Source organism: Brevibacillus sp. WF146, assembly GCF_001673705.2.
In the GTDB taxonomy this organism is placed as follows: domain Bacteria; phylum Bacillota; class Bacilli; order Brevibacillales; family Brevibacillaceae; genus Brevibacillus; species Brevibacillus thermoruber.
The window spans coordinates 3,580,583-3,603,673 of sequence record NZ_CP109943.1; the positions used below are offsets into that span (position 1 = coordinate 3,580,583).

The following is a 23,091-nucleotide window of genomic DNA, read 5'->3' on the forward strand; positions in this document are numbered from 1 at the left end:
TAAATCAGAACATTCGAGGTGACACACATGGAATCGTTAGATTTTTCCGTCCTGGCCGAATGGGAAAACATACGCCTGTTACTGCAAGCACTGGTTTACACGGTGCTGTACACTTGTGCCGGATTTATTTTGAGCCTCTTCATCGGTTTGTTGATTGCGTTCGGTCAAATGTCCAAGGTGAAAGCGATCCGGTTCATATCGCTTGCGTATTTGTCGTGGTTTCGCGGGACACCGCTTCTGGTTCAGCTGTTTTTACTCTATTACGGCCTCCCGATCATTTTCAAAGTTGACACGGTCGCCTGGATCTCCGGCGTGATCGCATTGGGGATGTACAGCGGCTCATACACCTCGCAAGTGATCCGCGGCGCCATTCAGTCGATCGACAAAGGACAAATGGAAGCGGGGCGTTCGCTGGGCTTCTCCTACGCCCAAACCATGCGCAAGATCATTGTTCCACAAGCCGTTATTCGCATGCTGGCACCGTTGACGAATGAATTTATTTCGCTGACCAAAAACTCGTCTCTCTTGTCAACGATTACGGTCGTGGAACTGTTCCGGCAAGCTAACATCATGATTGCCGACACCTACAAAACCATGGAGTTCCTGTTCGCGGTAGCCATTTTGTATTACCTGTTGAACAATGTAATCGGCTATCTCGGCCTTATGCTGGAAAAACGCTTTCACACGGGAGATGACTTGCGATGATCAGAATCAACGGATTACACAAATCGTTTGGTGACAATCATGTATTGCAGGGCATCAATCTAGAGGTACGTCAAGGGGAAGTCGTGGTCATTCTCGGGCCGTCCGGCTCCGGCAAAAGTACGCTGCTTCGCTGCATCAACTATTTGGAGACGTTTGAGCGGGGGGAAATCCGGATCGAGGGCAGGCCGATCGGGCGGACTTCAGTGAACGGCAGGAGTGTGGAAATGCCGCAAAAGGAACTGAACCGCATGCGGCAGGACGTAGGAATGGTGTTTCAGTCATTCAACCTGTTTCCGCACAAGACGGTGATCGAAAATATCACGATGGCCCCCATCACGCTGCGTGGGATGACTCGTGAGGAAGCCAATCACCTGGCGATGGACCTGCTGCAAAAAGTGGGACTGGCGGAAAAGGCGTACGCCCGTCCTTCCAACTTGTCGGGCGGGCAAAAACAGCGTGTGGCGATCGCCCGCGCGCTGGCGATGAAACCCAAAGTGATGCTGTTCGATGAACCGACATCAGCACTCGATCCGGAAACAGTCGGCGAAGTGCTGCAGGTAATGCGCCAATTGGCCAAAGAGGGGATGACCATGGTAGTGGTTACCCACGAAATGGGCTTTGCCCGCGATGTGGCGGATCGCATCGTCGTCATGGACAAAGGGGTCATCATCGAGGAAGGGACTCCGGAGACAATATTTCGCGAGCCGTCCCATCCACGGACGAAAATATTTTTGCATCAGGTACTGGAACGAGCAGAATAAACAAACGGGAGGATCGATCTGTATGTACACCTTTCATCACTTGCAGCGTCCCAGCGTACTGTTTTCACCGGGAAAAGGAGACCCGTACGTCACGCGACTGTGCGACTGGATTACCGAGTGGGACGGGGAAGAAGAATTTGACGTGGCCCTGATCGGGGCACCTTTGTCGAAAAGCTCCATCAGTTTTTCAGGGGCCCATCTGCATCCGTCATCATTCCGACAGTTGTTCCCATCTTTTACCACATACGATATGGACGAAGATCTGGACCTGCAGCCGCTTCGAGTGCGAGATCTCGGCGATGTGGTCATGCACGTAACCGATATTGTGCAATGCCATCGCCATATCGAACAGGCCTTCGCGGAAGTAACCCGCCGTTTGCCTTCCGTCTTCCCGTGTCTGGTCGGAGGAGATCATTCCATCACCTTTCCGGCGTTGACCGGACTGAGCAGGTCACTCGGAAAGCGGATCGGTGTGATCCAGTTCGATGCGCACCTTGATGTCCGTGACACGCAATACGGCGGTCGTTCCAACGGCACCCCGATTCGCAGCCTGGTGGAGGAAGCGGTTGTCAGAGGAGAAGACATTGTGACGATCGGCCTAAGGAGTTTTGCCAACTCGCGGGAGTACAGAAAATACGCGGAACGTCAAGGCATTACGTTGTACACCTCCCGCCACGTTCATCGTCAAGGAATGGACGATATCCTACATCAAGCCATTTCCTACCTCGGATCAAAAGTAGATGCGGTATACGTCACGTTTGACATTGATGTACTGGATCAAAGCGATGTCCCCGGCGTTCCGGCAATCGGTCCCGGCGGGCTTTCGCCGTACGATCTGTTCGATGCCGCGAGGAGACTCGGTGAATGGGATAAAACACTTGCGATGGACATGGTCTGCGTAGACCCGAGCAAAGACACCCGCGACCGTACATCCAGAGTCAGCCTGCACGTTTTCCTTCATTTCATGGCCGGCCTGTACAAGCGAAAACAGGGGGAATCGCACAGACCCGCTCGTCGTGAATGAATGTCAAAACCACCGTCATCATTCAAGTGGTCAAGACCCCATTTTGTAGACATCGAAAAACACCCTAGGCTGCATGCTGCCTCCGGTATTCGACCTAGGGCAGCTTGTTCAGCTTCAGCTGAATTCGTTCTTCGTTATAAAATTGAATATATTCTTCCATTCGTCTTTGTGCTTCGTCGAGACTTCGTATATCATAAGGGTAGAGCGTTTCGTTTTGAGATGCGAGAAGAAGCTCTCCATGGAGGCATTGTCGAGAATTGCCTCGACGGGACATGCTGATTCGGGCTCCAACCTTCAGCAGCATGTCTTGGTAAGCATGGGACGTGTACTGGCTCCCCTGGTCGCTATGAACGATCAGTCCAGACACGTCCTTATGTTTTTCAAATGCTTTCCGGAACGCCTCTAGGACAAGTGCATTGTCATTGCGTAAGCTCACATGGTACGCCACGATCTCGTTATGACACAAGTCTTTCATCGCCGACAAAAAAATACGTCAATCTCCTACACGAAACTGCGTCACATCGTTCACCCACTTCTGGTTTGGTTTCTCGGCTGTGAAGTCACGCTTCAACAGATTTTCGGCAACACGCCCCTCTGATTCAGCCGCTTGATACGTACTCCGGTATGCTCGCTTGCGACGAATGATGGCTTTCAGTCCAAGCAATTGCATGAGCCGTAACACCTTCTTATGGTTCACAAGATTGCCGTATTGGTGAAGGAGTTCTGCCTGAATTCTTCGATACCCATATGTTCCTTTACGCTCGGTATAGATGGCCTGAAATTGTGTTTGATCTCACTGCTTCGATTCACCTCCTTCTGAGCCAGATACCGATAGTAGCCACTTCTGGATACCCCAAGAAGCTTTCAGAGTTCGGTAATCGGGTATAAGGCTGCCGCTGCTTCAATCGCACGATACTTTCCTCTCACGCCTCCCGCATCCAAATTTCCAAACACTTTTTTAGCATGTCATTCTCCCGTTTCAATTTCTGGACATATCGATCTTGATCGATGTACTCCTCGCGTCGCCCGCGCTGATCCAGAAGCTCAAACTCCCCGAGTTGCTTGTATTTCCGCATCCACTTTTTCACTCGATCTTTATCCTGGATTCCCAAATGCTCTGTGATCTGTCGGTACGTCCACTTCTCCACAATATGTAATCGGATTGCCTCTTTTTTTCACCGCCAATGGATAATACTTGAACTTTTGTCCTTTGATTGCCATGAAAAATGCACCTCCCTAATGTTACATCGGATTTCCCAGGGGGTTTTTCCAATGTCTACTTTAAGGGGTGCACTCTACAAGCTTTCTGGTGGTTTTTTTCATTGCGCAACAGAGAAAAGCAACCCTGCCTATTGGCAAGGTTGCGTCAACTCTATTCGAAGCCGATTTCCTCGTACACTTCCGGTTCCCAGTAAATGACCGACTGGGCGAGCGGCAGATTCATCTCCCGCGCGCCGTTTGGCTTTCCATTAAAATAGATAATCTCCGTGACGGCCACACGGTCCCCGCGGACGTCTATTTCCCCTTTCAGCTCCAGGGTTGTCCCATCCGGTGCATAGTAGATGACTTTCCCCGATCCCAGCGTTTTCATCGGTACCTCCCGTTGTATGGACTGTACCTCTATAGTAGTAGACAATCTTTCCCATCGTCAACGTCCGATCTGGAACTTATTGACCAACCGACGAATCGGGAGGCGTATCCTTTTTGCGCCTTTTTGCCTGCCGCTCCTCCGTTTCACGGGACATTTCTCCCGTCAGATCCGCCGTCATCGCGGCGTCCTGTCCGGCGATCATCGCCGTTTCGCCTGCCGGTACGCCGGCATGCTCCTGACGATAGGCGGAGGAGGAAAATATCTGGCTGGCATTGACCGGCTGGCCCGCCGCTCCGCCGGCATGCAGGGACGACGGCGGCGGCGTCTGCTGCACGGCGGCCACTCCGGGATCGACCGCATTCGTCAGCACGCTGTCGACGGCCGGCCGTGTCTGCGGCTGGACGGACGCGAAGGGCGGAACCTGCTCGGACATCGCCATCTGTCCGTCCACGGCTGCCGGCTGATAGCCGCGCAGCAGTTGGGCGCTCGTCTCCTCCCGCAGCGTCGCCAGCGGATAGTAGCCCTTCCGCTGCATGTACCGCCACACGTCGTAGGCCTGCTGGGCGCAGTTGACCGCCCCTTGCAAGAGCATGCCGCGCAGGTGCGGATGGGCCGCCTCCAGCGCCGCGGCCATTTTCGCTTTGGCCCCCGCCTTGTGCAGGCCGAGCACGGCTGACGCCACATCGTGATCGTCCATCTGATCCGGGTGGGCATTGGGCTGGTGAGAAGCGGCCTGCTGTGGAGCCGCTGGCGGTTGGGCCGCGGCGGACGATGGCGGGGCCTGCGTCCGCCACGCCTGCGTGCTGGGCCGGTACGGCAGGCTGTCGCCCGCTCCCAGCCCGTGTACCGTATGTACCATGCTGTTGTATTCGTTTTGCATGAACTGCATCTGGTAGCTGACAAGCTGGGCCAGTTCCGGGTCGCGGATATAGGGAGTGTACAACTGCATCGTGTTCAGCGCGTCGATCGCGCAGGTGAGCGCCTCATGCAGTTCCATCACTTCATGTGCTCCGTACGGATGAGGTTGCATCATGACGGTTTCCTCCTTTTTTCCAAATCCCTAACAGTATGTCCGAAACGGCCAGCGGATAGAAGCGCACGAGAAAAACACAAAGGTATCTGGAAAATGGAGGGTAACCTTTCGGCTTCAGCCACGTAATACCTTGTCGGAAAAGCATGGCTGCACCGCACCAAAAATCATTCTGTCTGGAGAGAGCCTGTCATAGGATATAACTACAGAAACCCTTCTGTTTCCTGTATAATGAAGAAAAACGCCGGATGAAGTCCTTTCGCAGAAGCTGGTTCTTCTCAAAGCGACAGACGAGGAAAACCTCCTGAAGGAGACGCTCATGCTCGAACAAATTACGCACATCTTTATGCAGTACGGCATATGGGGATTGTTTGGCCTCGCCTTTCTGGACTCGTTTATCGTGCCTGTCCCGCCCTTTTTTCTGCAAATCGGGATGAGCCTGATCGATCCCGCTTCCGCCATGCGGTACGCCACCGTTGCGTTTACCGGTTCCATCCTCGGGGCGCCGGTGGGCTACATGCTGGGCAAATGGCTGGGCAAACCGCTCTTGCAAAAGCTGCTTCCCGAGAAGTGGACGGCGATGGCGACGGAGCAATTTGCCAAGAATGGCGATGCCGCCGTATTAATCGGTTCGTTTACGCCCATTCCGTTCAAAGTCTTTACCATTTTGAGCGGCGTGTTCAACTACTCGCTGACGAAGCTGATGCTGTTTGCCATCCTGGGACGCGGCATCAAGTTTTTCCTCATCGGGTTGTTGTTCCACCTCTACGGCAAACATGCCAAGGTGCTGCTGGACAACTACCTGGAGGTGACCGTGCTCGGAATCGGCGCCCTGGTGGCCATTGTCTGGCTAATTTGGAAAAAGCGAAAAAAATCGGCGTAACCGCCGCTACCCGGCGTGAAAAGCAAGACGCGCCTCGCAGAGCTGCTGCGAGGCGCGTCTTTTTGCTACGGGGCATGGCAGCGCCGACAAAAAAATGGCGGGACATTCACCTACCGGCGCGCCGTCCGTATATTGTAAGTGTGAGTTTTCGGAGGAGGTGAAGCAATGGCCGTAATTAAAGCGAACAGCAGGGATGTAGACATGCTGGCAAGACTGATGCGCGCCGAAGCAGAAGGCGAAGGGGTCCTGGGCATGCTGATGGTCGGCAACGTCGGCGTCAACCGCATCCTCGCCAACTGCCTTGACTTTCGCGGCATCCGCACGATGAGCCAGATGGTGTTCCAATCGCCTGGCGGCTTCGAAGCGGTGCAAAAGCCGTACTTTTACCAGCGCGCCCGGGACAAGGAAAGGCGATTGGCCAGACGCAACATCAACGGCGAACGGCAGCACCCTGCCTCAAACGCGCTGTGGTTCTTCCGGCCGGCCGGAAACTGTCCGCCCCAGTGGTATAATCAACGAAATGCAGGACGCTTCAAAGCGCACTGCTTCTTTGTACCTACCCCGCAAGATTGTCCACGAGTTTACTAAAGGAGAGAGGTCATCATGAGCCAGCAATTTCCTTACCCGCCTTATGCGAATCCGTATGTCGATCCGTATGCGTCGCCGTCTTATCCGTATCCGACGGCACAGCAGCAGCAGCAGGTGATGCCGATGCCGATGCCGCCCAGCGGGTCCTTCATCCCCGGAACGCCGTTGGCGCCGGGGCAGTTCGTAGAGGAGTCCTACATCGAGAACATCCTCCGCTTGAATCTGGGCAAAGTAATCACCGTCTACCAAACGTTCGAGAACAACACCCAATGGAACGCCAAAATCTTCCGGGGCCGCCTGGAAGCCGCGGGACGCGATCACATCATCCTCAGCGATCCGCAAACGGGCAGACGCTATCTGCTGCTGATGGTCAACACGGACTACATCACAACGGACGAAGAGCTGAACTACGTGCCGCCGGCGCTGCCGCCCACCGCTCGGTAAATAGGTCGACCGTCCGACCAAAAACCTCATCCGCCTGGGATGAGGTTTTGGCGTGTTCACATCCACTGCTCCTCCATCAAGCGGATCGCGGTCAGGTACTCCCTTCTGTCCCCCTGCAAAAACGAACCGTCGGGCAGCGCCCCTTTCTGCCTCAGGCGGATGGCCAAGCGATTGACCACCCGGTTGATTTCCCGGTGCACCGCTTCTTCCATCGTCAATTTGACCGCGTACTCGTTGATCCCGACGTCCCACTGTGCGCTGCGCACGATGTGTCCGTACATCTGCAGGCACTGCGAAAACACTTCCGTGTCAAACTGCAGGACGAGCTGATCGTGGACGGGCAGCTTCAGGTGGGTCAGAAAGCGAAGCCCGCCGCCGCTGATGTCTTCAATCAGCACTTTGGTGCTGCCGACTTCCAGCGTCTTTCCTTTGATCATGACGATGGTCATGTCCGCGCACAGAGGCGGGTCCAGTTTCAGACGGAAATATTCCCGTTGTTGCATAGTGACGCAGCGATCCACGACGTTCACCCCTGCTTGGCGGTATGAAAGCGATCATGTCAGACATCCTCTGCCGACGTACAGGAAAAGAGCGCCGATGAGCCGGCGCTTCTTTACTTTTTCTTTGTCGGGTAGTGCATGTCCTGCAGCGTAAGCGGAAACTTTTCCCACAACTGGCTCTTGTCGTGTATGATCGAATCGCGACGGATCAACCGCAAGAGGAGTTCCACCACGCCCCACACAATGAGCATGAAAAAGAAGAAGACGTATAACGAAGCCCACACGCTGCATTCCTCCTCCCATTTAGTACCACTATATGGGAGGGCAGCACAGATGATGCCCGGAAGCGATCCTGTTTGGCACCATTTCCTACATGATTCGTTATAGGTCATACGCAGGGAAAAATCAAGCCTTGTTGGGCCTTCCCAGCCGGTGCCGAACCGGCCCCGGCTCCTGTTGAATCCGGTAGCGCTCCAGCGGCTGATTGCACTCGTACGCGTAGACGTGGCACAGTTCCTTGTCGACAATTCCCGGCTCGACGGATACGTCCCTGACCGCGCCGATGGGATTTAGCCGCTCGTACGGCACAGACAGGCCCAGTTCTTCTTCCAGTTCACGGACCCCGTCCCGCGGCTCTTCACCGGCGAGCAGGTGGCCGGCGGAAGTAATGTCCAGCTTGTCGGGCGAGGTGTCCTTTGCCGGATGCCGTCCCGGCGATAAATCCAGCAGTGAAACGTCCTGTGCCAGTGTCCGCAGCGGTGGACCTCGCCGCGCGGGGCCGCTCCGGTGTGCTGGCCCGATTCGTCATAGATGTCAAGCATTTCGTCGTTCACGTTTTCTCACCCGTTTTCGCTCAGACTTGTCTCGCCCTTACAACAGCGTACGGCAGCCGTCCAGGAACACCTTGCCCGCAAAAAACAGGAAGAGCAGCGCGGACAAGAGGGAGAACCCGCGAACCAGGCGCGGTCCCAGCCATTTTCCTCCCTGACTGGACACCCCTGCCATAAACAGCGACCAGAGGACGGAAGCCGTGAAAAATCCGGAAAAGAACAACAACAGCGAACTGGCTGAATGGCCCTGGGAGGCCGCGATCACGCTTCCGCCGACCGTGGCGAACCAGAGAATGGCCGAGGGCGAAGCGAGCGCAAGCCCCAATCCCCAGGTGAAATCCTTCCAGCCTTGGCGGTGTTCCGGTTCTTGTCCGCTCCGCTCGTCCAGATCAATCATTTTCGGACGGCGAAACTCCCTGATCATGCTCCAGGCCATCGAGAGGAGGATAACCGTCCCGCCGAGCCACAACCCCCAGCGGACATAGAGATTGTTCATCAACAGCGACATGCCTGCCATGGACAGCAGGGCGTAGAAGAGATCGCCGAAGCTGGAACCGGCTCCGATCAGAAAGGACGGAAGCATTCCCCGCTGAACACCGGCCCGCAAAATTGCGACGTTGACAATCCCCAGATCCAGGCAGAGGGAAAGCGACAGGAAAAACCCGGATACAAACCAACTCATCGAAAGATCCCTCTCCCCCTTTCAAGTCAGCTAAACTGACAATATTCTGACATAAAATGAAAAGGGTGTCGAGTCTGTTCGGCCATCCCGACAACGTCCCCGGCAGCGTCCAGGTCCGCATCCAGCCCAAGGGCCGCGCCGGCCGGAAGCGGTAGTCGCCGCTCCGCTCTTTGACGCGCCGCTCTTTTTGCGCCCCGCCGATCCGTTCGTCATCAGGCAGGAATGATCGGGCCGATTGGTGAACAAGGAGAAGAGAGGCATCGGACACGCCGCACAAAAGGAGGCTGTTATCATGGCACACGTCAAACTGTCACAGTGGGAAGCGATTTTGCTTGAGGTACTGCGCGCGCACGGGACTGAGGATCAGGAGATCATTGACCGGTTCAAAAGCGGAGATATCCGCCCGTTCCAACAAATCGAAGACGGCCGCTTTGATTTCGCGCATCTTCTCGATCTGTCCCAAAGCCAATGGGACCTGTTTGAGCGGGCTGTCCGCGACGGCTATCAGATCAAATTTTCCACGTTCAACGGAATCAAAACCCTGCTCTCCCTGAAGTTTCAGCAGCAGGCAGAGCGCGACTACGCGGTTCATGAAGATTATCTGGAGCGAATCAGGCTGAAACAGGCGGACGTCGAGTGGCTCCGCTCGACGATCTCCCCCAATTGGCAAATCATCGAAACGGAACGGCGGCCGGACACGGACGAGGTGGCGATCACCATCGCTTTGGCCCGGCCGTGACGCCTCCGCGTCGAAATAAAGCGAGCACTTCCGGAACGGAAGTGCTCTTTTCCTGCAGCCGGGGGCCCGCCCGGACATTCGGGTGCGGCGTCTTATGACAAATCCAGCAGGGCGTCCAGCACGTTTTGCACCTCCACCCCCGTCTCAAATCCGATTAGTCTGGCTTCGCGGCCATCCAGGGCGGCGGCCAGCTCGTCCAGCAGTTGATGCAGCCGATTTTCATCAGGGAGCGGCACTTCGGCAAGGGGCTCGCCTCGACCGCCTGCCAGGAGCGTGCCCCAGTTGACCACGGAGAGGGTGCCTTCCGTCCCGTAGACGGTGTACGACAAATGCTCCTGGCGGGCAATCCCGCTCAACCCGTTGATCGTCACCGGCGTCCCGTCTTCCACCTGCAGCAGGGCGCTCACGCCCACCTCGCAGGCCAGCGGGTCGGCGGGGTATTCCACGTCGGAACGGACGACCCGCAGCCGCCCAAACAGCGATTGCGTGAGATGGAGAAAGTGCGGCAGGACTTCCCGGATGAATCCGCCCTGTTCGCGGCCGGAGAGCCACGCCGTCTGCTGCCACGGACGGGGCCACTGGTGAAAATGGGTGACGATGTCGATCCGCCTGATGGTGCCCAGCGCCTCAAGCCGCCGTTTCAGCTCGGCATAGACGGGGCGGTAGTAGAGCGGAAAGTGCATGGCGTGGATCACCCCGGCCGCCCTTGCCGCCCGCAGCATCTCCTCCGCCTCCTTTGTCGTGTTGGCGAGCGGCTTTTCGCACAGGAGATGCCGGCCCGACGCCAGCACGTCCAGCGCGATCGGATGATGGAACTTGGGGGGAACGGCGAGATACACCAGATCCAGCCCTTCCCGGGCCAGCAGTTCGCGGTGATCGGTGTGCCACGAGGCTCCTCCCGCGTGTCGTGCCGCCTCTTTTGCCCGGTCGAGGGAGACGTCCGCGACGGCTGTCACGCAAAACCGCTCGTGTGAACAGAGGGCGTTCATCATGCGCTCTCCCATGACGCCGGCGCCGATCACGCCGACGCTGTACTTGTCTGTTTTCATGTTCTTCCTCCTCGCATGCTGGGTCTGCTGCAGACTGCCAACCCATTCGTCCCTATCCCTTCGGCAGATGACGGCTGCATTCCTGCTGGAGCATCGCCGGCCGCGAAACGTTTTCCGAGCGGCAGGCCCGAACGAAGAGCATCCGCTGCAACATTCTCCGCCTTCGGGCAGGTTTCCCGGGGGTGCCGACACAACAAAAAAGCCCCCCGCAGAAGGCATTCTGCAGGGGGCGTGTAACGCGTTACGCCACTTGTGACGTGGTTTCACGGATATACTCTTTTGCTTTGTTCTGGTCAAACTGCCCTTCCCAGCGGGAGATGACGACAGCAGCCAGCGAGTTGCCGATGACGTTGACCACCGTGCGGGCCATGTCCAGCAGACGGTCAATCCCGGCGATAAAGGCCAGTCCTTCAAGCGGGATGCCCACCGAACCAAGGGTGGCGAGCAGTACCACAAAGGAGACACCGGGAACGCCGGCGATCCCTTTGGAGGTGACCATCAAGACCAGCACCAGGGTAATCTGCGTGCTGAGCGGCATGTCGATCCCGTACATCTGGGCGATGAACAGGGCCGCCAGTGCCTGGTACAGCGTGGAGCCGTCCAGGTTGAACGAATACCCCGTCGGGATCACGAAAGAGGTGATCGCCTTCGGACAGCCGAGGCGTTCCATCTTTTCCATGATCTTCGGGAGAACCGTCTCGGAGCTGGCCGTGGAGTATGCCAGCAGCAGTTCGTCCTTCAGGATTTTGATCAGGGTGAAGATGGAGATGCTGCTCATGCGGGCGATCACACCCAGCACCGCAACCACGAAGAAGAGCATCGTGGCGTGCACGAGAATCATCAGTTTCCCCAGCGGGACCAGCGACGAGAGACCAAACTTGGAAACGGTTACGCCGATCAGGGCGAATACGCCGAACGGCGCAAATTTCATGATCGCGTTTACCACCCAGAACATGGCGTCGGCCACGCCCTGGAAGAAATTCAGCACCGGCTTTCCTCTCTCTCCGGCCGCCGCTACCCCGAGCCCAAACAGGACGGAGAAGAAGATGATGGCCAGCATGTCCCCTTTGACGATTGCCTCGAAGACGTTTTTCGGTACGATGTTGACAAAAGTCTCAATAAAGCCGTGGCTCTGGGAGGTTTCGGCCGTTTCCACGTACTTGTGGATATCGGTCTTGGTCAATTGGGACATGTCCACCCCGACACCCGGCTGGAACAGGTTGGCTGCCAGCAGACCGACAATAATGGCAATCGTGGTAACGATTTCAAAATACAGAATCGTCTTCCCGCCGATTTTCCCCAGCTTCTTCACGTCGCCCACGCCGGCTACCCCCACGATCAGGGTGGCGATGACGATTGGCACGACGATCATTTTGATCAGGCGGATAAACACATCGCCAATCGGCTGCAGGTAGGTTTCTACTGCAGGATTCCCGTAGAACAGGGCGCCCACAAGAATACCGAGTAAGAGACCAATGACAATTTGAATGGCCAGTCCATAACGTTTCATCCTGACACCTCGCTATCCTTTCTTTATAATCTATATCGCACAAAAAATCGACAAATAATTGTCGAATTTTGTCGATTATCCACACCCATCTTACCAGACACGTCTCGACCGGCTCAATGTGAAAAGATTCCTTCTTTAAAGCGGTTACGTAGGCCTGCAGTCGAAATGAAGCCGTGGATTTTATAGTAACATGAATTTTTCAAAGTCACCGATTTTGTATTCTTTTATATTTTGTTACTATTTTTGATTTCCATATGTCGGGCAGAACATTGTCGAACGATAACGTATGGACTGGCCGTTTCTGTCGTTTCCCGCCGCCTTGCTGAACATGCAAAAGCGGTCTGATCGGAACATGCCGATCCAGACCGCTTTGTTCAGGTTTTCTGCCGCATCCGGCTGTGAATCAGATTTGCGTCACGGCGTCGATGGAAGGACGCTCCCCTTCTGTTTCCGCGTCGCGCCGCACACGCGCCAGGAGATCGACGAGGTGCACCGCCTCCATCCGGTCTCCCAGTCCCGCCTGCTCGATGCCCGCTTTCATCTGCAGGAGGCAGCCGGGGTTGGACGTGACCAGAATGTCCGCACGCGTCGCAGCCACGTGGCCCATTTTTCCGTCCAGAATCCGTCCCGCCATGTCCGGCTGCACCAGGTTGTAGATGCCGGCCGAGCCGCAGCAGCGGTCCGCTTCGAACAGCGGGACAAACGTCGCCTCCGGTATGGATTGCAGCAACTTCACCGGCTCTTTGGTCACCTTCATGCCATTGCGCAAATGACAGGAGGACTGGTAGGTGATGCGCTTGGGCAGCGGCTGCAGAGGGGGCGTCCCCGTCAGCCCGGCCAGCACTTCGCTGATGTCCCGCACGTGTCGGACAAACCAATCCGCGTCTGCCTCCCATGCGGGATCGTGCTCCAGCAAATGGTGGTACTCCTGCAGCATGGCTCCGCAGCCGCCCGCGTTGGAGACGATCAGCTCCACGTCCGCCTGTTTGAAGGCGGCGATGTTTTGCCTGGCGAGCTGACGCGCCTGCTCCCGCTCCCCGCTGTGGGCGTGGAGCGCTCCGCAGCACGCCTGGCCAGGCGGAATCACCACTTCACATCCGGCATCCGCCAGCAGTGTGACCGTGTTCACATTGGTCTTCTGAAACAGGACGTCCATGATGCAGCCGCGAAACATGCCGACCCGCAGCTTCTTCTCCCCTTTGGCGGGTACGACGGTTCCCACCGCCTCTGTCAATCCCTTTCCCGCCGCTTCGGGGAGAACCGCTTCCATCGTCCGCATCTGCGCGGGCAGGAGGCGAAGCAGGCCCAGCCTGCGAGCCAGCCGCTGCAGGCCGGAGCGCTGGTAGAAGCGGAGCAGCCTGCCGGCGAGGTAAAGGCGGTCCTGTCGCGGAAGGAGCTGGCGAAACGCCAGCCAGCGCAGCAGCCGCACCGGCCACGGATGGACGCGCTTCCGTTCGATTGCTTCCCGCGCCTGCTCGATCAGCTTTCCGTACTTCACCCCGGCCGGACAGACCGGCTCACAGGCGCGGCAGCCCAGGCAGAGACTCATCTGGTCGACGACGTCCTGATCCGGCTCCAGGATGCCGTCGGCCACCGCCTTCATCAAGGCGATGCGGCCGCGCGGCGAGGCCGCCTCGTAGCCGGTCTCCCGAAAGGTGGGGCAGGCCGGCTGGCAGAAGCCGCAGCGCATGCAGTTGGACAGTTCCTCATAATCGAGCGCCGCTTTCCAGTCAGCGCTGTGCATGGTTGACCACCACTCTGTTCCGGCTCTCCCGGGCGAACATTTTGCCCGGATTCAGCAGATTGTTCGGATCAAACGCCCGTTTGATCGCCTTCATCACCTCGACGCCGGCGGCCCCCAGCTTCCACTCCAGATAAGGAGCCTTGACGATGCCCACGCCGTGCTCTCCGGTGATGGTGCCGCCCAGTTCGATGGCGGCGGCGAATATCTCTTCAAACGCCCGTTCCACCCGTTCGATCTCGTCGGGGTTGCGGGCGTCCGTCATGCAGGTGGGATGCAGGTTGCCGTCCCCGGCGTGGCCAAACGTGCAGATCTGCACGTTGTATGCGGCGGCGATCCGCTGAATCGCTTCCACCATCGGCGTGATCGCGGCGCGGGGTACGGTGGCGTCTTCGAGAATCGTCGTCGGCCTGAGCCGGGAGAGCGCGGCCAGCGCGCTGCGCCGCGCCGTCATCACCTCGTCCGCCTCCTCGGCATTCGTCGCCACTTTTACCTGGACCGCCCGGTTTTGCCGGCAGATGGCGGCGATCCGCTCCACGTCACGGTCCACCGTTTCCGGATCTCCGTCCTGTCCGATCAGCAGCATGGCGGCTGCGTCCGTCGGCAAGCCAATCCGCTTGAAATCCTCCACCACCCGGAGCGTCCCCTGGTCCATGAACTCCAGCGTCGCCGGAATGATCCGGCTGGCGATGATGTCGGAGACCGTCCGGGCTGCCTCCGTCAGGTTGGCAAACGTCGCCAGCATGACGCGCTGCACGGCCGGTTTGGGAATCAGCTTGAGAATCGCTTCGGTGATCACCGCCAGCGTGCCTTCGCTGCCGACCAGCAGCTTGGTCAGGTCGTATCCGGCCACGTCTTTCATCAGCTTCCCGCCGGTACGGATCACCTCGCCGTTGGGCAGAACCGCCTCCAGGCCGAGCACGTAATCCTTGGTCGTCCCGTACTTGAGTCCTCGCAAGCCTCCGGAGTTGAGCGCGATGTTCCCCCCGATGGTGGAGACGACCATGCTGCCCGGGTCCGGAGGGTAAAACAGGCCGCGTGCTTCCACCGCCTGATGGATGTCGGCCGTGCGCACGCCCGGCTGCACGGTAATCGTCAGATTTTGTTCGTCAATCTCCAGAATGCGGTTCATCCGGTTGAGCACGAGGACGATTCCCCCGCCGACCGGAACCGTTCCCGCGCACAAATTGGAACCGGCTCCCCGCGTGACGACGGGGATGCGCGCTTCCGCCGCCGTCTTGATCACCTGCTGTACTTCCGCCGTGTCTTTGGGCATCACGACCGCGTCCGGCAGCGCCTGGTGCATCGGCGTGGCGTCATAGGAATAGGCGACGAGCGCTTCCGGTCTGTCGAGGCAGTGGGCCTCTCCGACGATCGCCCGCAGCCGGTCTCGCACATGTTGGGGCAGCATGGCCATCCTCCCTCCCGCTTTTTCACCATCATGGAATCGTTGTGCCGATCCGCCGGGTGGTTAGCCCAGCCCATCCAGCACGTCCCTGATTCTGCCGCCGGCTTCGTCCAGCAGCCGTCTTGCTTCTTCCGCTCCCCGTCCGGTCAGCTTCATCACGATCGCTGTCTTGGCGTCCCCGTTCGCCAGCTCGGCCAGGCGCTCCGCCTCCGCATAGCTGGCTCCGGTCACTTCCATCACGATCCGCTTCACCCGCTCCCGCAATTTGACGTTGGTCGCCTGCACGCTTACCATCAGGTTGCCGTACACCTTGCCCAGCTTGATCATCGTTGCCGTGGTCAGCATGTTCAGCACCAGCTTTTGCGCCGTCCCCGCCTTCAGCCGGGTGGAACCGGTCAGCACTTCCGGCCCGACGACCACGTTGATCGCCACGTCGGCAAACGCATCGATCACGGCGTGTTCGTTGCAGGAGAGGGCGATCGTCGCCGCATTCAGTCTGCGTGCTTCCCGGAGGGCGCCGATCACGTACGGCGTGCGGCCGCTGGCGGCGATGCCCACCACGACGTCTCCCGCCTTTACCCCGTACGTGTGAACGTCCTGCCGTCCCAGCTCAGGGCTGTCTTCCGCTCCTTCGATCGCCCGGACCATCGCGGCGGGGCCGCCGGCGATCACGCCCTGCACCAGCTCCGGGTCAGTGCCGAACGTCGGCGGGCATTCGGACGCGTCCAGGATACCCAGCCGGCCGCTCGTGCCGGCGCCGAAGTAGAACAGCCGCCCGCCGTTTTCCAGCGACGCCGCGATCCGTTCCACCGCGTCCGCCACCTGGTCCAGCACCCGTTCCACGGCGAACGGCACTTTTTTGTCCTCCTCGTTCATCAGGCGCAGGATTTCCCGCACGGAGAGCCGATCCAACTGCTGCGTTTCTTCATTCGGCAATTCGGTGGTCAATTCCTCCAGTTTTTCCATCATCTTCTCTCCCAACCTCCTCAATCTGCTTCCTCCGCCGCGGATATTTACGCCAGATGGCAGGCGACCAGATGGCCGGGCTTGGCTTCCTTGAGCGGCGGCACGGTCGTCCGGCACACCTCCATGCAGTGACGGCAGCGCGGATGAAACTGGCAGCCCGACGGGGGATTGGCCGGACTGGGCAAATCCCCTTCCAGGATGATCCGGTTCACCTCCCGGGTGGGATCGGGAACGGGAACGGCGGAGAGCAGCGCCTGCGTGTAAGGATGGGCCGGCCGTTCGTACAGCGCCGTCTTGTCCGCCACTTCCACCACTTTGCCCAGGTACATGACCGCCACCCGGTCGGAGATGTGGCGCACCACGCTCAAGTCGTGGGAGATGAACAGATAGGTCAACTGAAACTCCCGCTGCAGGTCTTTCAGCAGATTGAGAATCTGCGCCTGGATGGAAACGTCCAGCGCGGAGACGGGCTCGTCGGCGACGACCAGCTTGGGCCGCAGAATCAGCGCCCGGGCGATGCCGATCCGCTGCCGCTGTCCGCCGGAAAACTCGTGCGGAAAGCGGTCCAGATGCTGTCTGGTCAGTCCGACGATCTCGATCATCTCCTCCGCCCGCTTCCGCCGCTCGGCCGGCGTGCCGATGCCGTGAACGATCAACGGGTCCTGCAGGATTTGGCCAACGGTCTTGCGCGGATTGAGCGAGGCGAACGGGTCCTGAAAGACGAGCTGCATGTCACGGCGAGCCGCGCGCAGCTCGGCGGCGTTCAGCGCGCGGATGTCCCGACCCTGAAACAGGATCTCCCCTTCCGTCGGCTCAATCAGGCGCAGAATGCAGCGGCCGGTCGTCGACTTGCCGCAGCCGGACTCGCCGACGATGCTGAGCGTCTCTCCCGGATAGACGGTCAGGTGAACGCCGTCCACGGCACGCACCACCTTTTCCCTGCCCCAGAAGCCCGTTTTGACCGGAAAATATTTTTTCAAGCCCCTAACTTCCAGCAGCGGCTGACTCACGCTTCTCCCTCCTCCCGGTACAGCCAGCAGCGGCACTTCTGCGTCGCGGAGACGACGAACAGTTCCGGCATCTGCTCGCGGCAGATCGCCATCGCCTTGGAGCAGCGCGGCGCAAACCGGCAGCCGGCGGGCATTTCGTGCGGGAGCGGCACCGCTCCCGGTATCGCCTGCAGCCGTTCCTGTTCGCCGCTGATGCTCGGCATGGAGCGCAGCAGGCCGACCGTGTAGGGGTGCCTGGGGTCGGCGAACAGGCTCTGCACGTCCGCTTCCTCCACGATCTGGCCGGCGTACATGACGATGACGCGGTGGCACATCTCCGCAACCACGCCCAGGTCGTGGGTAATCAGCAAAATGGCGGTGCCGTGCTCTTGGCGCACCTTTTTCATCAGCTCCAAAATCTGCGCCTGAATCGTCACGTCCAGCGCCGTGGTCGGCTCGTCGGCGATCAGCAGTTGGGGCTGACAGGCCATCGCCATCGCGATCATCACCCGCTGCCGCATGCCGCCGGAGAGCTGGTGCGGATACTCCGCGGCGATCTCCTCCGCCCGCGGGATGCCCACTTCCTTCAACAGATGGACGGCCCGCTCCGCCGCCTCCCGCCGCGACAATCCGAGGTGGCGGCGCAGCGGCTCGGCGATTTGCCTGCCGATCGGATGCAGCGGATTGAGCGCGGTCATCGGCTCCTGAAAAATCATCGCGATCCGGTTGCCGCGAATCGACTGCATCTTCTTTTCCGACAGCCGCAGCACGTCCGTGCCGGCAAACCGGATACTGCCGTCGAGCTTGGCGCTGCTGCCCAACAGGCGCATGATGGACAGACTGGTGACGCTTTTGCCGCAGCCGGATTCGCCGACGACGCCCAGCGTCTCCCCCGCTTCGACGGAAAAGCTGACATCCTCGACGACCGTCAGCGTTCGGCCGGCTTCGGCAAACGTGGTGCTCAGGTGCTCCACTTCCAACATGGGTGCCATGGCGTTTCCCCCTTCTCCTCAGGATGTTCGGGTTGACCCGCTGACGAGCGACAAGACCCGGTTGTGAAACGCTTTTCGCCAGCGCGGCATCAGCGGGCTGACAGCGGGATGGACGCGGTTGGTGAGCGCGATCAGCGTGGCCCCCCGGACCGGATCGCACCAGATCGACGTGCCGGTAAACCCGGTGTGACCAAAGGCGCCGGGAGACAGCAGATCCCCTCCCGTGCAGCCGGCGGCCGCCGCCTCCAGCGGTCCCGCCTGGGCGGACGCCTCCCAGCCCAACGCGCGCGCCGGAGCCAGCCGGCCGGTCCGGCAGCCCGCCGCAAACGAGAGCAGAACCGGGTCCAGGCGCACCTGGGCGTCGGCGGACGTCCAGATCCGCATGTAGCGCTCCACGTCCTGCGCGGTGGAAAAGAGGCCGGCGTGGCCGCTCACCCCGTCCAGGCCGTAATGGCAGTTGCCGTCATGCGCCGTGCCGCGGATGATCCCCTCCCGCCAGGCGAAGCGGTCCAGGCGCTCCCGCAGCCGCCCGGCGTACGGATGTCCGACCGCCGTCATCTGCTCCGCCTGCTGGCGGGACAGGTCCTGTTCGTACGCGTTGCCGTCCTCCGTCGGGGCGATCAGCCGGCTGTCGACGCCGCGCGCCAGCGGACGGTACCCGGTCGCCGTCATGCCCATCGGCTGAAAGATCAGCCGCTCGGCCAACCGATCCAGCGGTTCGTCCCAAATGCGCTCCAGGAGAAAGCCGAGCAGCATGAAGCCCAGATCGCTGTAGATCACCTGTTTGCCCGGCTCGCCCGCCAGCGGTTCGGCGGCGATCAGGGAGAGGTAGTCGTCCCTCCCGCGCGCCAGCAGATAGTACGGACGCCATGCCGGCAGGCCGGAGGTGTGGGTCAGCAGGTGCAGGAGGGTAATCCGCCGCTTGCGCGGGTCCTCCGCCCGTTCCCACTCCGGCAGGTGAATCTCCAGGGGATCGCTGAGCGACAGCTTCCCCGTCTGCACGCTCAACAGCACGAGCGGCAGGGTGACGATCACCTTGGTCAGCGAAGCCAGATCGTAGACGGTTTCCGCTGACGGGAGAGCCGTTTGTTCTCCCCTCCCGAGGCTTCCGCGGACGACCACCATCGGCGGCTCGTCGCCGATGGTCAGGCTGGCGACGCCTCCGGGAAAAATCCCCCGGGCGATGCCTTCGTCCAGACTTTCCGCCAGCTGACGCCGGATTCGTTCCTTGTCCATCCGCTCTCCCCCCTTATCTCTTCCGATGCTTCGGATCGAGAATGTCGCGCACCGCGTCGCCGAACATGTTGAAGGCGAGAATCGTGACCGTCATGGCGACGCACGGCCAAACGATCATCCCCGGCGCCAGCTCCATGTAGCGGCGCGCTTCGGAAATCATCCCGCCCCATGACGGGTCGGGCGGCTGAATGCCCAATCCGAGAAAGCTGAGAGCCGATTCTGTCAGGATGGCGCCGGAAATGGCCAGGGTCGCCTGCACCAGGAGCGGCGCCGTCACGTTTGGAAATATCTCCAGAAACAGGATGCGCGGCGTTCCCGCGCCGATTGCCCGGGCGCTTTCCACAAACTCCAGGTTTTTCACGGACAGGACGGCGCTGCGCACCGTCCGGGTAAACACCGGAATGTTGACGATTCCGATCGCCAAAATCGTATTGCTCGTGCCCGGTCCCAGCGCCGCCACGATGGCAAGCGCCAGCAGGATTTCCGGAAAGGCGAACAACACGTCCATCACCCGCATGATCAAACTGTCCATCCAGCGGCCGAAATACCCCGCGATCAGCCCGAACAAGGTGCCGAACGCGGCGCTGAGCAGCACGGACGAAAGGCCCACGGTCAGCGATACCCGCGCGCCGTAGATAATCCGGCTGAACAGGTCGCGGCCGAACTGGTCCGTCCCCAGCCAAAACTGGCCGGAGCTGCCCTCCATGCGGTGGTCCGGAAACATCTGCGTCGGATCGTGCGGGGCGATGACGGGCGCCAGCGCCGCAGCGGCAGCCAGAACGGCGAGAACGGCGAGACAGACGACGGCGGTTTTGTTTTCCCGAAAGCGTCGGCGAAATGTGCTCATGAACGATTTCTCCTCGCTAGTACTTGATGCGCGGGTCAATCCAGGTGTAGATGATGTCGATCAGCAGGTTGACCAGAACGAACACCAGCGCCACAAACAGCACGCCTCCCTGCACCACCGGGTAGTCGCGCTGGTAGATGCCCTCCAGCACGTACTGACCCAGACCGGGTATGGAGAACAACTGCTCCACGATCACCGAGCCGCCCAGCAGGTACCCGATCTGCATGCCGGCGATGGTCACGATCGGAATGGACGAGTTGCGCAGGGCGTGGCCGAACACGACCGTCCACATGCTGTTTCCCTTGGCCCACGCGGTGCGGATGAAGTCCTTTTCCATCGTCTCCAGAAACGCCGAGCGCGTCATCCTGAGCACCCCGGCGGCAATGACGATGCCCATCGTGACCGCCGGCAGCAGAAACACCTGCAGCGCCTCCCCCGGATCTTCCCAAAAGCTGACCACGTCAATCGGCGGGAACCAGCCGAAATACAGCGACAGCACGAGCAACAAAAGCGTCCCGACGGCGAAGTTGGGAACGGAGATGCCGAGCAGGGTGGCGATGCGCACGACGATGTCCGTTTTCGAGTGGACGCGGATCGCTGACAGGATGCCCAGCGGGATGGCGATCGTCCAGCCGATCAGCACGGCGAACAGGGTGAGCTGCAGCGTGATCGAAAAACGCTTCAGAATCTGCGGCAGAATCTCCTCGCCGGTGTGGACGGAAACGCCAAAGTCCCCTTTCACCAAACCGCCCAGCCAGGACAGGTACTGGGTGATCAGCGGCTCATCCAGCCCCATGCGTGTGCGGAGGGCGGCGATCGCTTCCGGCGTGGCGTTGGTCCCCAGCATGATGGAAGCGGGGTCGCCCGGCACGAGATGCAGGATGGTAAAGACGAGCACGGAGATCCCGAACAGGATGGGGACAAGGCCGACGATGCGTTTGATGACATAGCTTCCCACGTATTACCCCTCCTCGGAAAAGAAGAAGCGGGGAGACGGCGGCTCCCCGGCTTCCTTGGCGCTTCCTGCGCTATTTGACGGACGCCTGGAGCAGCGCGGTGGATTCGCCCGCCGCCGTCGGATGGAACGACACGTTGTCGCGGACCGCGTAAAAGCTCTTCGGGGAAGCGAGGAACAGGTTGGGCGCGTCCTCCACCAGCAGCTTCTGCGCCTCGTCGTACAGCTTCTTCCGCTCGGTCTGGTCGACGGTCTGCAGCGCTTTGACGACCAGTTCGTCAAAGCGCGGGTTGGAGTAGTTCCAGACGTTGGCGGAGCCGTCCGTGTGGAAAAAGAAGCGCAGCGAGCGGTCGGAGTCCGTCCCGGACGTGTTGCGGCCGACCAGAAGCGACATGTCCTTGGACTTCCAGGTCTGGATGTAGTTGCCCCACTCCAGTTGGTTGATCTTGGCGTTGATGCCGACGGCTTTCAACTGCTGCTGCAGCACCTGCGCCGTCTCCACCATGTCCGGATAGGTGGAAGCCGTCTCGATCACCGTGTCAAAGCCGTTGGGGTAGCCGGCCTCCGCCAGAAGCTGCTTCGCTTTGTCCAGGTTTTGCTTGTAGCTGTCGTAGGTATTGGGATCGAGCGCCCAGTTAGCCGCAGCCGGAGAGATCGGCCCGGTCAGCGACGCCTGTCCCTTCCACACCGTCTGCACGATCTGGTTGCGGTCCACCGCATAGCTGATCGCCTGGCGCACGCGCGGGTCGTCAAACGGCTTTTTCTTCACGTTGATGCCGAGGTAGCTGTACTCCAGCGACTGGTAGCTTTTCACCTGCACGCCCGGCTTGCCATCCAGGAGCGTGGCCGAGTCGGCGGAGACGCTGGTGATGTCCACCTTGCCGGAGCGGATCGCGGCCAGCCGCTCCGCTTCATCCTTCATGATCTGGAACTTGATCGCGTCCACTTTCGGCAGACCCTTTTGGAAATAGTCGGGATTTTTCTTCAACAGCACGTACTGCCCCGGCTCGTTTTTCTCCAGCATGAACGGTCCCGTTCCCACCGCTTCCTTGTTGAGGTCAGCCACTTCTTTCGGCACGACCGCGGCAAACGAGCTGGCCATGTTGGTCAGCAAGGCGGCGTCCGGGTGTTTCAGCTTGAACACGACCGTGACCGGATCTTTTGCTTCGATCGCGTCCACGCTGGCGAAGTACGACTTGGCGATGGAGCCGGTCTCGGGATTGAGAATCCGCTCAAAGCTGTACTTGACGTCTTCCGCCGTCATCTCCCGCCCGTTGTGAAACGTCACGCCCTTGCGCAGGGTGAAGGTAACCGTTTTGCCGTCCGGGGAAATCTCCCACTTCTCGGCCAGGCTGGGGGTGACGTTCAGGTTTTCGTCCAGCCGGGTCAAGCCGTCGTAAACCAGTGCGTAGACGCGGACGCTGGACGCGGCCGGCACCTTGTGCGGATCAAAGCCGACAGGGTCCTGATCCGCCGCGACGACCAGCTCGGTCTTGCCGCTTCCGCCCTGCTGCCCCGCCTGCGGATTAGCCGTATCGCTCGCAGAGCCGCCTCCGCCGCTGCAGGCGGAAAGCAGCAAGGAAAATGACAGGAAAATACCTGCCCATGCCCGTTTTTTCAC

Annotated in this window: 28 protein-coding genes and 1 pseudogene; 7 read left to right on the forward strand and 22 right to left on the reverse strand. The window is 59.6% G+C overall.

All coding sequences use genetic code 11. From position 1 onward, the window contains the following. Nucleotides 1-27 precede the first annotated feature (27 nt). From A6764_RS17700 to A6764_RS17710, 3 genes are all read left to right on the forward strand, one after another. Complete coding sequence (locus A6764_RS17700) at nt 28-705, forward strand: amino acid ABC transporter permease (protein WP_065068007.1); 678 nt, start codon at nt 28-30, stop codon at nt 703-705. Next, nucleotides 702-1,466: an amino acid ABC transporter ATP-binding protein gene (locus A6764_RS17705; protein ID WP_065068006.1), complete on the forward strand. Its 765-nt coding sequence runs from the start codon at nt 702-704 to the stop codon at nt 1,464-1,466. Before A6764_RS17700 ends, A6764_RS17705 begins: the two co-directional genes overlap by 4 nt. Before the next feature lie 142 nt (nt 1,467-1,608). Further along, nucleotides 1,609-2,490 carry an agmatinase family protein gene (locus A6764_RS17710; RefSeq protein WP_255309759.1) on the forward strand — a complete coding sequence of 294 codons (882 nt, stop codon included), beginning with the start codon at nt 1,609-1,611 and terminating at the stop codon, nt 2,488-2,490. A gap of 94 nt (nt 2,491-2,584) precedes the next feature. Here A6764_RS17710 and A6764_RS22455 read toward each other — a convergent pair whose 3' ends face one another. The 7 genes and pseudogenes from A6764_RS22455 to A6764_RS17735 form a co-directional block, all read right to left on the reverse strand. Beyond that, entirely contained in the window at nt 2,585-2,965 is a 381-nt protein-coding gene (locus A6764_RS22455; RefSeq protein ID WP_255309761.1) for a DDE-type integrase/transposase/recombinase, read from the reverse strand. Nucleotides 2,966-2,983: 18 nt separating this feature from the next. Next, complete coding sequence (locus tag A6764_RS17715) at nt 2,984-3,160, reverse strand: hypothetical protein (RefSeq protein WP_255309758.1); 177 nt, start codon at nt 3,158-3,160, stop codon at nt 2,984-2,986. A gap of 18 nt (nt 3,161-3,178) precedes the next feature. Further along, a pseudogene (locus A6764_RS22460) lies at nt 3,179-3,262 on the reverse strand (IS3 family transposase); the annotation flags it as partial. Nucleotides 3,263-3,413: 151 nt separating this feature from the next. Beyond that, the gene (locus tag A6764_RS17720) at nt 3,414-3,638 is read right to left on the reverse strand and encodes a helix-turn-helix domain-containing protein (RefSeq protein ID WP_255309757.1); all 225 of its coding nucleotides are present in this window, start codon (nt 3,636-3,638) and stop codon (nt 3,414-3,416) included. Next, on the reverse strand, nt 3,586-3,711 hold the full coding sequence (locus A6764_RS17725) for a hypothetical protein (protein ID WP_255309762.1): 126 nt from the start codon (nt 3,709-3,711) through the stop codon (nt 3,586-3,588). Before A6764_RS17725 ends, A6764_RS17720 begins: the two co-directional genes overlap by 53 nt. A gap of 151 nt (nt 3,712-3,862) precedes the next feature. Next, entirely contained in the window at nt 3,863-4,081 is a 219-nt protein-coding gene (locus A6764_RS17730) for a hypothetical protein (protein WP_029097674.1), read from the reverse strand. 76 nt (nt 4,082-4,157) lie between these two features. Further along, nucleotides 4,158-5,114, reverse strand: coding sequence for a spore coat protein (locus A6764_RS17735; RefSeq protein ID WP_051188066.1), 957 nt, complete (start codon nt 5,112-5,114; stop codon nt 4,158-4,160). 316 nt (nt 5,115-5,430) lie between these two features. Here A6764_RS17735 and A6764_RS17740 point away from each other — a divergent pair, with 316 nt between their 5' ends. From A6764_RS17740 to gerQ, 3 genes are all read left to right on the forward strand, one after another. After that, the gene (locus tag A6764_RS17740; protein ID WP_029097675.1) at nt 5,431-5,994 is read left to right on the forward strand and encodes a YqaA family protein; all 564 of its coding nucleotides are present in this window, start codon (nt 5,431-5,433) and stop codon (nt 5,992-5,994) included. A 165-nt stretch (nt 5,995-6,159) separates the two neighbouring features. Continuing rightward, the gene (locus A6764_RS17745; RefSeq protein WP_044898364.1) at nt 6,160-6,582 is read left to right on the forward strand and encodes a cell wall hydrolase; all 423 of its coding nucleotides are present in this window, start codon (nt 6,160-6,162) and stop codon (nt 6,580-6,582) included. 15 nt (nt 6,583-6,597) lie between these two features. Next, nucleotides 6,598-7,026: a spore coat protein GerQ gene (gerQ, locus tag A6764_RS17750; RefSeq protein WP_035300554.1), complete on the forward strand. Its 429-nt coding sequence runs from the start codon at nt 6,598-6,600 to the stop codon at nt 7,024-7,026. Nucleotides 7,027-7,082: 56 nt separating this feature from the next. Here gerQ and A6764_RS17755 read toward each other — a convergent pair whose 3' ends face one another. From A6764_RS17755 to A6764_RS17770, 4 genes are all read right to left on the reverse strand, one after another. After that, a complete protein-coding gene (locus tag A6764_RS17755; RefSeq protein WP_029097678.1) occupies nt 7,083-7,547 on the reverse strand; it encodes a PilZ domain-containing protein in 465 nt (154 codons plus the stop codon). Between the two features lie 92 nt (nt 7,548-7,639). Further along, a complete protein-coding gene (locus tag A6764_RS17760) occupies nt 7,640-7,810 on the reverse strand; it encodes a hypothetical protein (RefSeq protein WP_176703351.1) in 171 nt (56 codons plus the stop codon). A 121-nt stretch (nt 7,811-7,931) separates the two neighbouring features. Further along, a complete protein-coding gene (locus A6764_RS22280; protein WP_319800814.1) occupies nt 7,932-8,327 on the reverse strand; it encodes an NUDIX hydrolase in 396 nt (131 codons plus the stop codon). 69 nt (nt 8,328-8,396) lie between these two features. After that, entirely contained in the window at nt 8,397-9,038 is a 642-nt protein-coding gene (locus tag A6764_RS17770; protein WP_065068004.1) for a LysE family translocator, read from the reverse strand. 292 nt (nt 9,039-9,330) lie between these two features. On the opposite strand from A6764_RS17770, the gene A6764_RS17775 reads away from it, so the two are divergent. Continuing rightward, complete coding sequence (locus A6764_RS17775; protein ID WP_029097681.1) at nt 9,331-9,777, forward strand: hypothetical protein; 447 nt, start codon at nt 9,331-9,333, stop codon at nt 9,775-9,777. Between the two features lie 92 nt (nt 9,778-9,869). Here the strand turns inward: A6764_RS17775 and A6764_RS17780 are convergent, their stop codons facing one another. The 11 genes from A6764_RS17780 to A6764_RS17830 form a co-directional block, all read right to left on the reverse strand. After that, nucleotides 9,870-10,826 (reverse strand): Gfo/Idh/MocA family protein, encoded by a 957-nt coding sequence (locus tag A6764_RS17780; protein ID WP_065068003.1) that lies wholly within the window; start codon nt 10,824-10,826, stop codon nt 9,870-9,872. Nucleotides 10,827-11,067: 241 nt separating this feature from the next. Then, nucleotides 11,068-12,336 carry a cation:dicarboxylate symporter family transporter gene (locus A6764_RS17785; RefSeq protein WP_065068002.1) on the reverse strand — a complete coding sequence of 423 codons (1,269 nt, stop codon included), beginning with the start codon at nt 12,334-12,336 and terminating at the stop codon, nt 11,068-11,070. 403 nt (nt 12,337-12,739) lie between these two features. After that, nucleotides 12,740-14,080, reverse strand: coding sequence for a (Fe-S)-binding protein (locus A6764_RS17790; RefSeq protein WP_065068001.1), 1,341 nt, complete (start codon nt 14,078-14,080; stop codon nt 12,740-12,742). Then, nucleotides 14,067-15,488: a glycolate oxidase subunit GlcD gene (gene glcD, locus A6764_RS17795; RefSeq protein ID WP_065068000.1), complete on the reverse strand. Its 1,422-nt coding sequence runs from the start codon at nt 15,486-15,488 to the stop codon at nt 14,067-14,069. The genes A6764_RS17790 and glcD overlap by 14 nt, the downstream gene beginning before the upstream one ends. A 60-nt stretch (nt 15,489-15,548) precedes the next feature. Continuing rightward, a complete protein-coding gene (murQ, locus tag A6764_RS17800) occupies nt 15,549-16,454 on the reverse strand; it encodes an N-acetylmuramic acid 6-phosphate etherase (protein ID WP_065067999.1) in 906 nt (301 codons plus the stop codon). Between the two features lie 44 nt (nt 16,455-16,498). Then, nucleotides 16,499-17,461: an ABC transporter ATP-binding protein gene (locus A6764_RS17805; protein WP_065067998.1), complete on the reverse strand. Its 963-nt coding sequence runs from the start codon at nt 17,459-17,461 to the stop codon at nt 16,499-16,501. Next, entirely contained in the window at nt 17,458-18,432 is a 975-nt protein-coding gene (locus A6764_RS17810) for an ABC transporter ATP-binding protein (RefSeq protein ID WP_264622305.1), read from the reverse strand. The genes A6764_RS17805 and A6764_RS17810 overlap by 4 nt, the downstream gene beginning before the upstream one ends. An 18-nt stretch (nt 18,433-18,450) precedes the next feature. Continuing rightward, a complete protein-coding gene (locus tag A6764_RS17815; protein WP_029097689.1) occupies nt 18,451-19,668 on the reverse strand; it encodes a serine hydrolase domain-containing protein in 1,218 nt (405 codons plus the stop codon). Nucleotides 19,669-19,681: 13 nt separating this feature from the next. Next, nucleotides 19,682-20,515 (reverse strand): ABC transporter permease, encoded by an 834-nt coding sequence (locus A6764_RS17820; protein WP_035300571.1) that lies wholly within the window; start codon nt 20,513-20,515, stop codon nt 19,682-19,684. 16 nt (nt 20,516-20,531) lie between these two features. Continuing rightward, nucleotides 20,532-21,473, reverse strand: coding sequence for an ABC transporter permease (locus tag A6764_RS17825; protein ID WP_065067996.1), 942 nt, complete (start codon nt 21,471-21,473; stop codon nt 20,532-20,534). A 70-nt stretch (nt 21,474-21,543) separates the two neighbouring features. After that, entirely contained in the window at nt 21,544-23,091 is a 1,548-nt protein-coding gene (locus A6764_RS17830; RefSeq protein ID WP_065067995.1) for an ABC transporter substrate-binding protein, read from the reverse strand.

Coding starts and splice junctions, on each gene's coding strand:
- A6764_RS17700 (WP_065068007.1), top strand. CDS start 28: ATGGAATCGTTAGATTTTTCCGTCCTGGCCGAATGGGAAAACATACGC.
- A6764_RS17705 (WP_065068006.1), top strand. CDS start 702: ATGATCAGAATCAACGGATTACACAAATCGTTTGGTGACAATCATGTA.
- A6764_RS22455 (WP_255309761.1), bottom strand. CDS start 2,965: ATGAAAGACTTGTGTCATAACGAGATCGTGGCGTACCATGTGAGCTTA.
- A6764_RS17715 (WP_255309758.1), bottom strand. CDS start 3,160: ATGCAATTGCTTGGACTGAAAGCCATCATTCGTCGCAAGCGAGCATAC.
- A6764_RS17725 (WP_255309762.1), bottom strand. CDS start 3,711: ATGGCAATCAAAGGACAAAAGTTCAAGTATTATCCATTGGCGGTGAAA.
- A6764_RS17730 (WP_029097674.1), bottom strand. CDS start 4,081: ATGAAAACGCTGGGATCGGGGAAAGTCATCTACTATGCACCGGATGGG.
- A6764_RS17735 (WP_051188066.1), bottom strand. CDS start 5,114: ATGATGCAACCTCATCCGTACGGAGCACATGAAGTGATGGAACTGCAT.
- A6764_RS17740 (WP_029097675.1), top strand. CDS start 5,431: ATGCTCGAACAAATTACGCACATCTTTATGCAGTACGGCATATGGGGA.
- A6764_RS17745 (WP_044898364.1), top strand. CDS start 6,160: ATGGCCGTAATTAAAGCGAACAGCAGGGATGTAGACATGCTGGCAAGA.
- gerQ (WP_035300554.1), top strand. CDS start 6,598: ATGAGCCAGCAATTTCCTTACCCGCCTTATGCGAATCCGTATGTCGAT.
- A6764_RS17770 (WP_065068004.1), bottom strand. CDS start 9,038: ATGAGTTGGTTTGTATCCGGGTTTTTCCTGTCGCTTTCCCTCTGCCTG.
- A6764_RS17775 (WP_029097681.1), top strand. CDS start 9,331: ATGGCACACGTCAAACTGTCACAGTGGGAAGCGATTTTGCTTGAGGTA.
- A6764_RS17780 (WP_065068003.1), bottom strand. CDS start 10,826: ATGAAAACAGACAAGTACAGCGTCGGCGTGATCGGCGCCGGCGTCATG.
- A6764_RS17785 (WP_065068002.1), bottom strand. CDS start 12,336: ATGAAACGTTATGGACTGGCCATTCAAATTGTCATTGGTCTCTTACTC.
- A6764_RS17790 (WP_065068001.1), bottom strand. CDS start 14,080: ATGCACAGCGCTGACTGGAAAGCGGCGCTCGATTATGAGGAACTGTCC.
- glcD (WP_065068000.1), bottom strand. CDS start 15,488: ATGCTGCCCCAACATGTGCGAGACCGGCTGCGGGCGATCGTCGGAGAG.
- murQ (WP_065067999.1), bottom strand. CDS start 16,454: ATGATGGAAAAACTGGAGGAATTGACCACCGAATTGCCGAATGAAGAA.
- A6764_RS17810 (WP_264622305.1), bottom strand. CDS start 18,432: ATGGCACCCATGTTGGAAGTGGAGCACCTGAGCACCACGTTTGCCGAA.
- A6764_RS17815 (WP_029097689.1), bottom strand. CDS start 19,668: ATGGACAAGGAACGAATCCGGCGTCAGCTGGCGGAAAGTCTGGACGAA.
- A6764_RS17820 (WP_035300571.1), bottom strand. CDS start 20,515: ATGAGCACATTTCGCCGACGCTTTCGGGAAAACAAAACCGCCGTCGTC.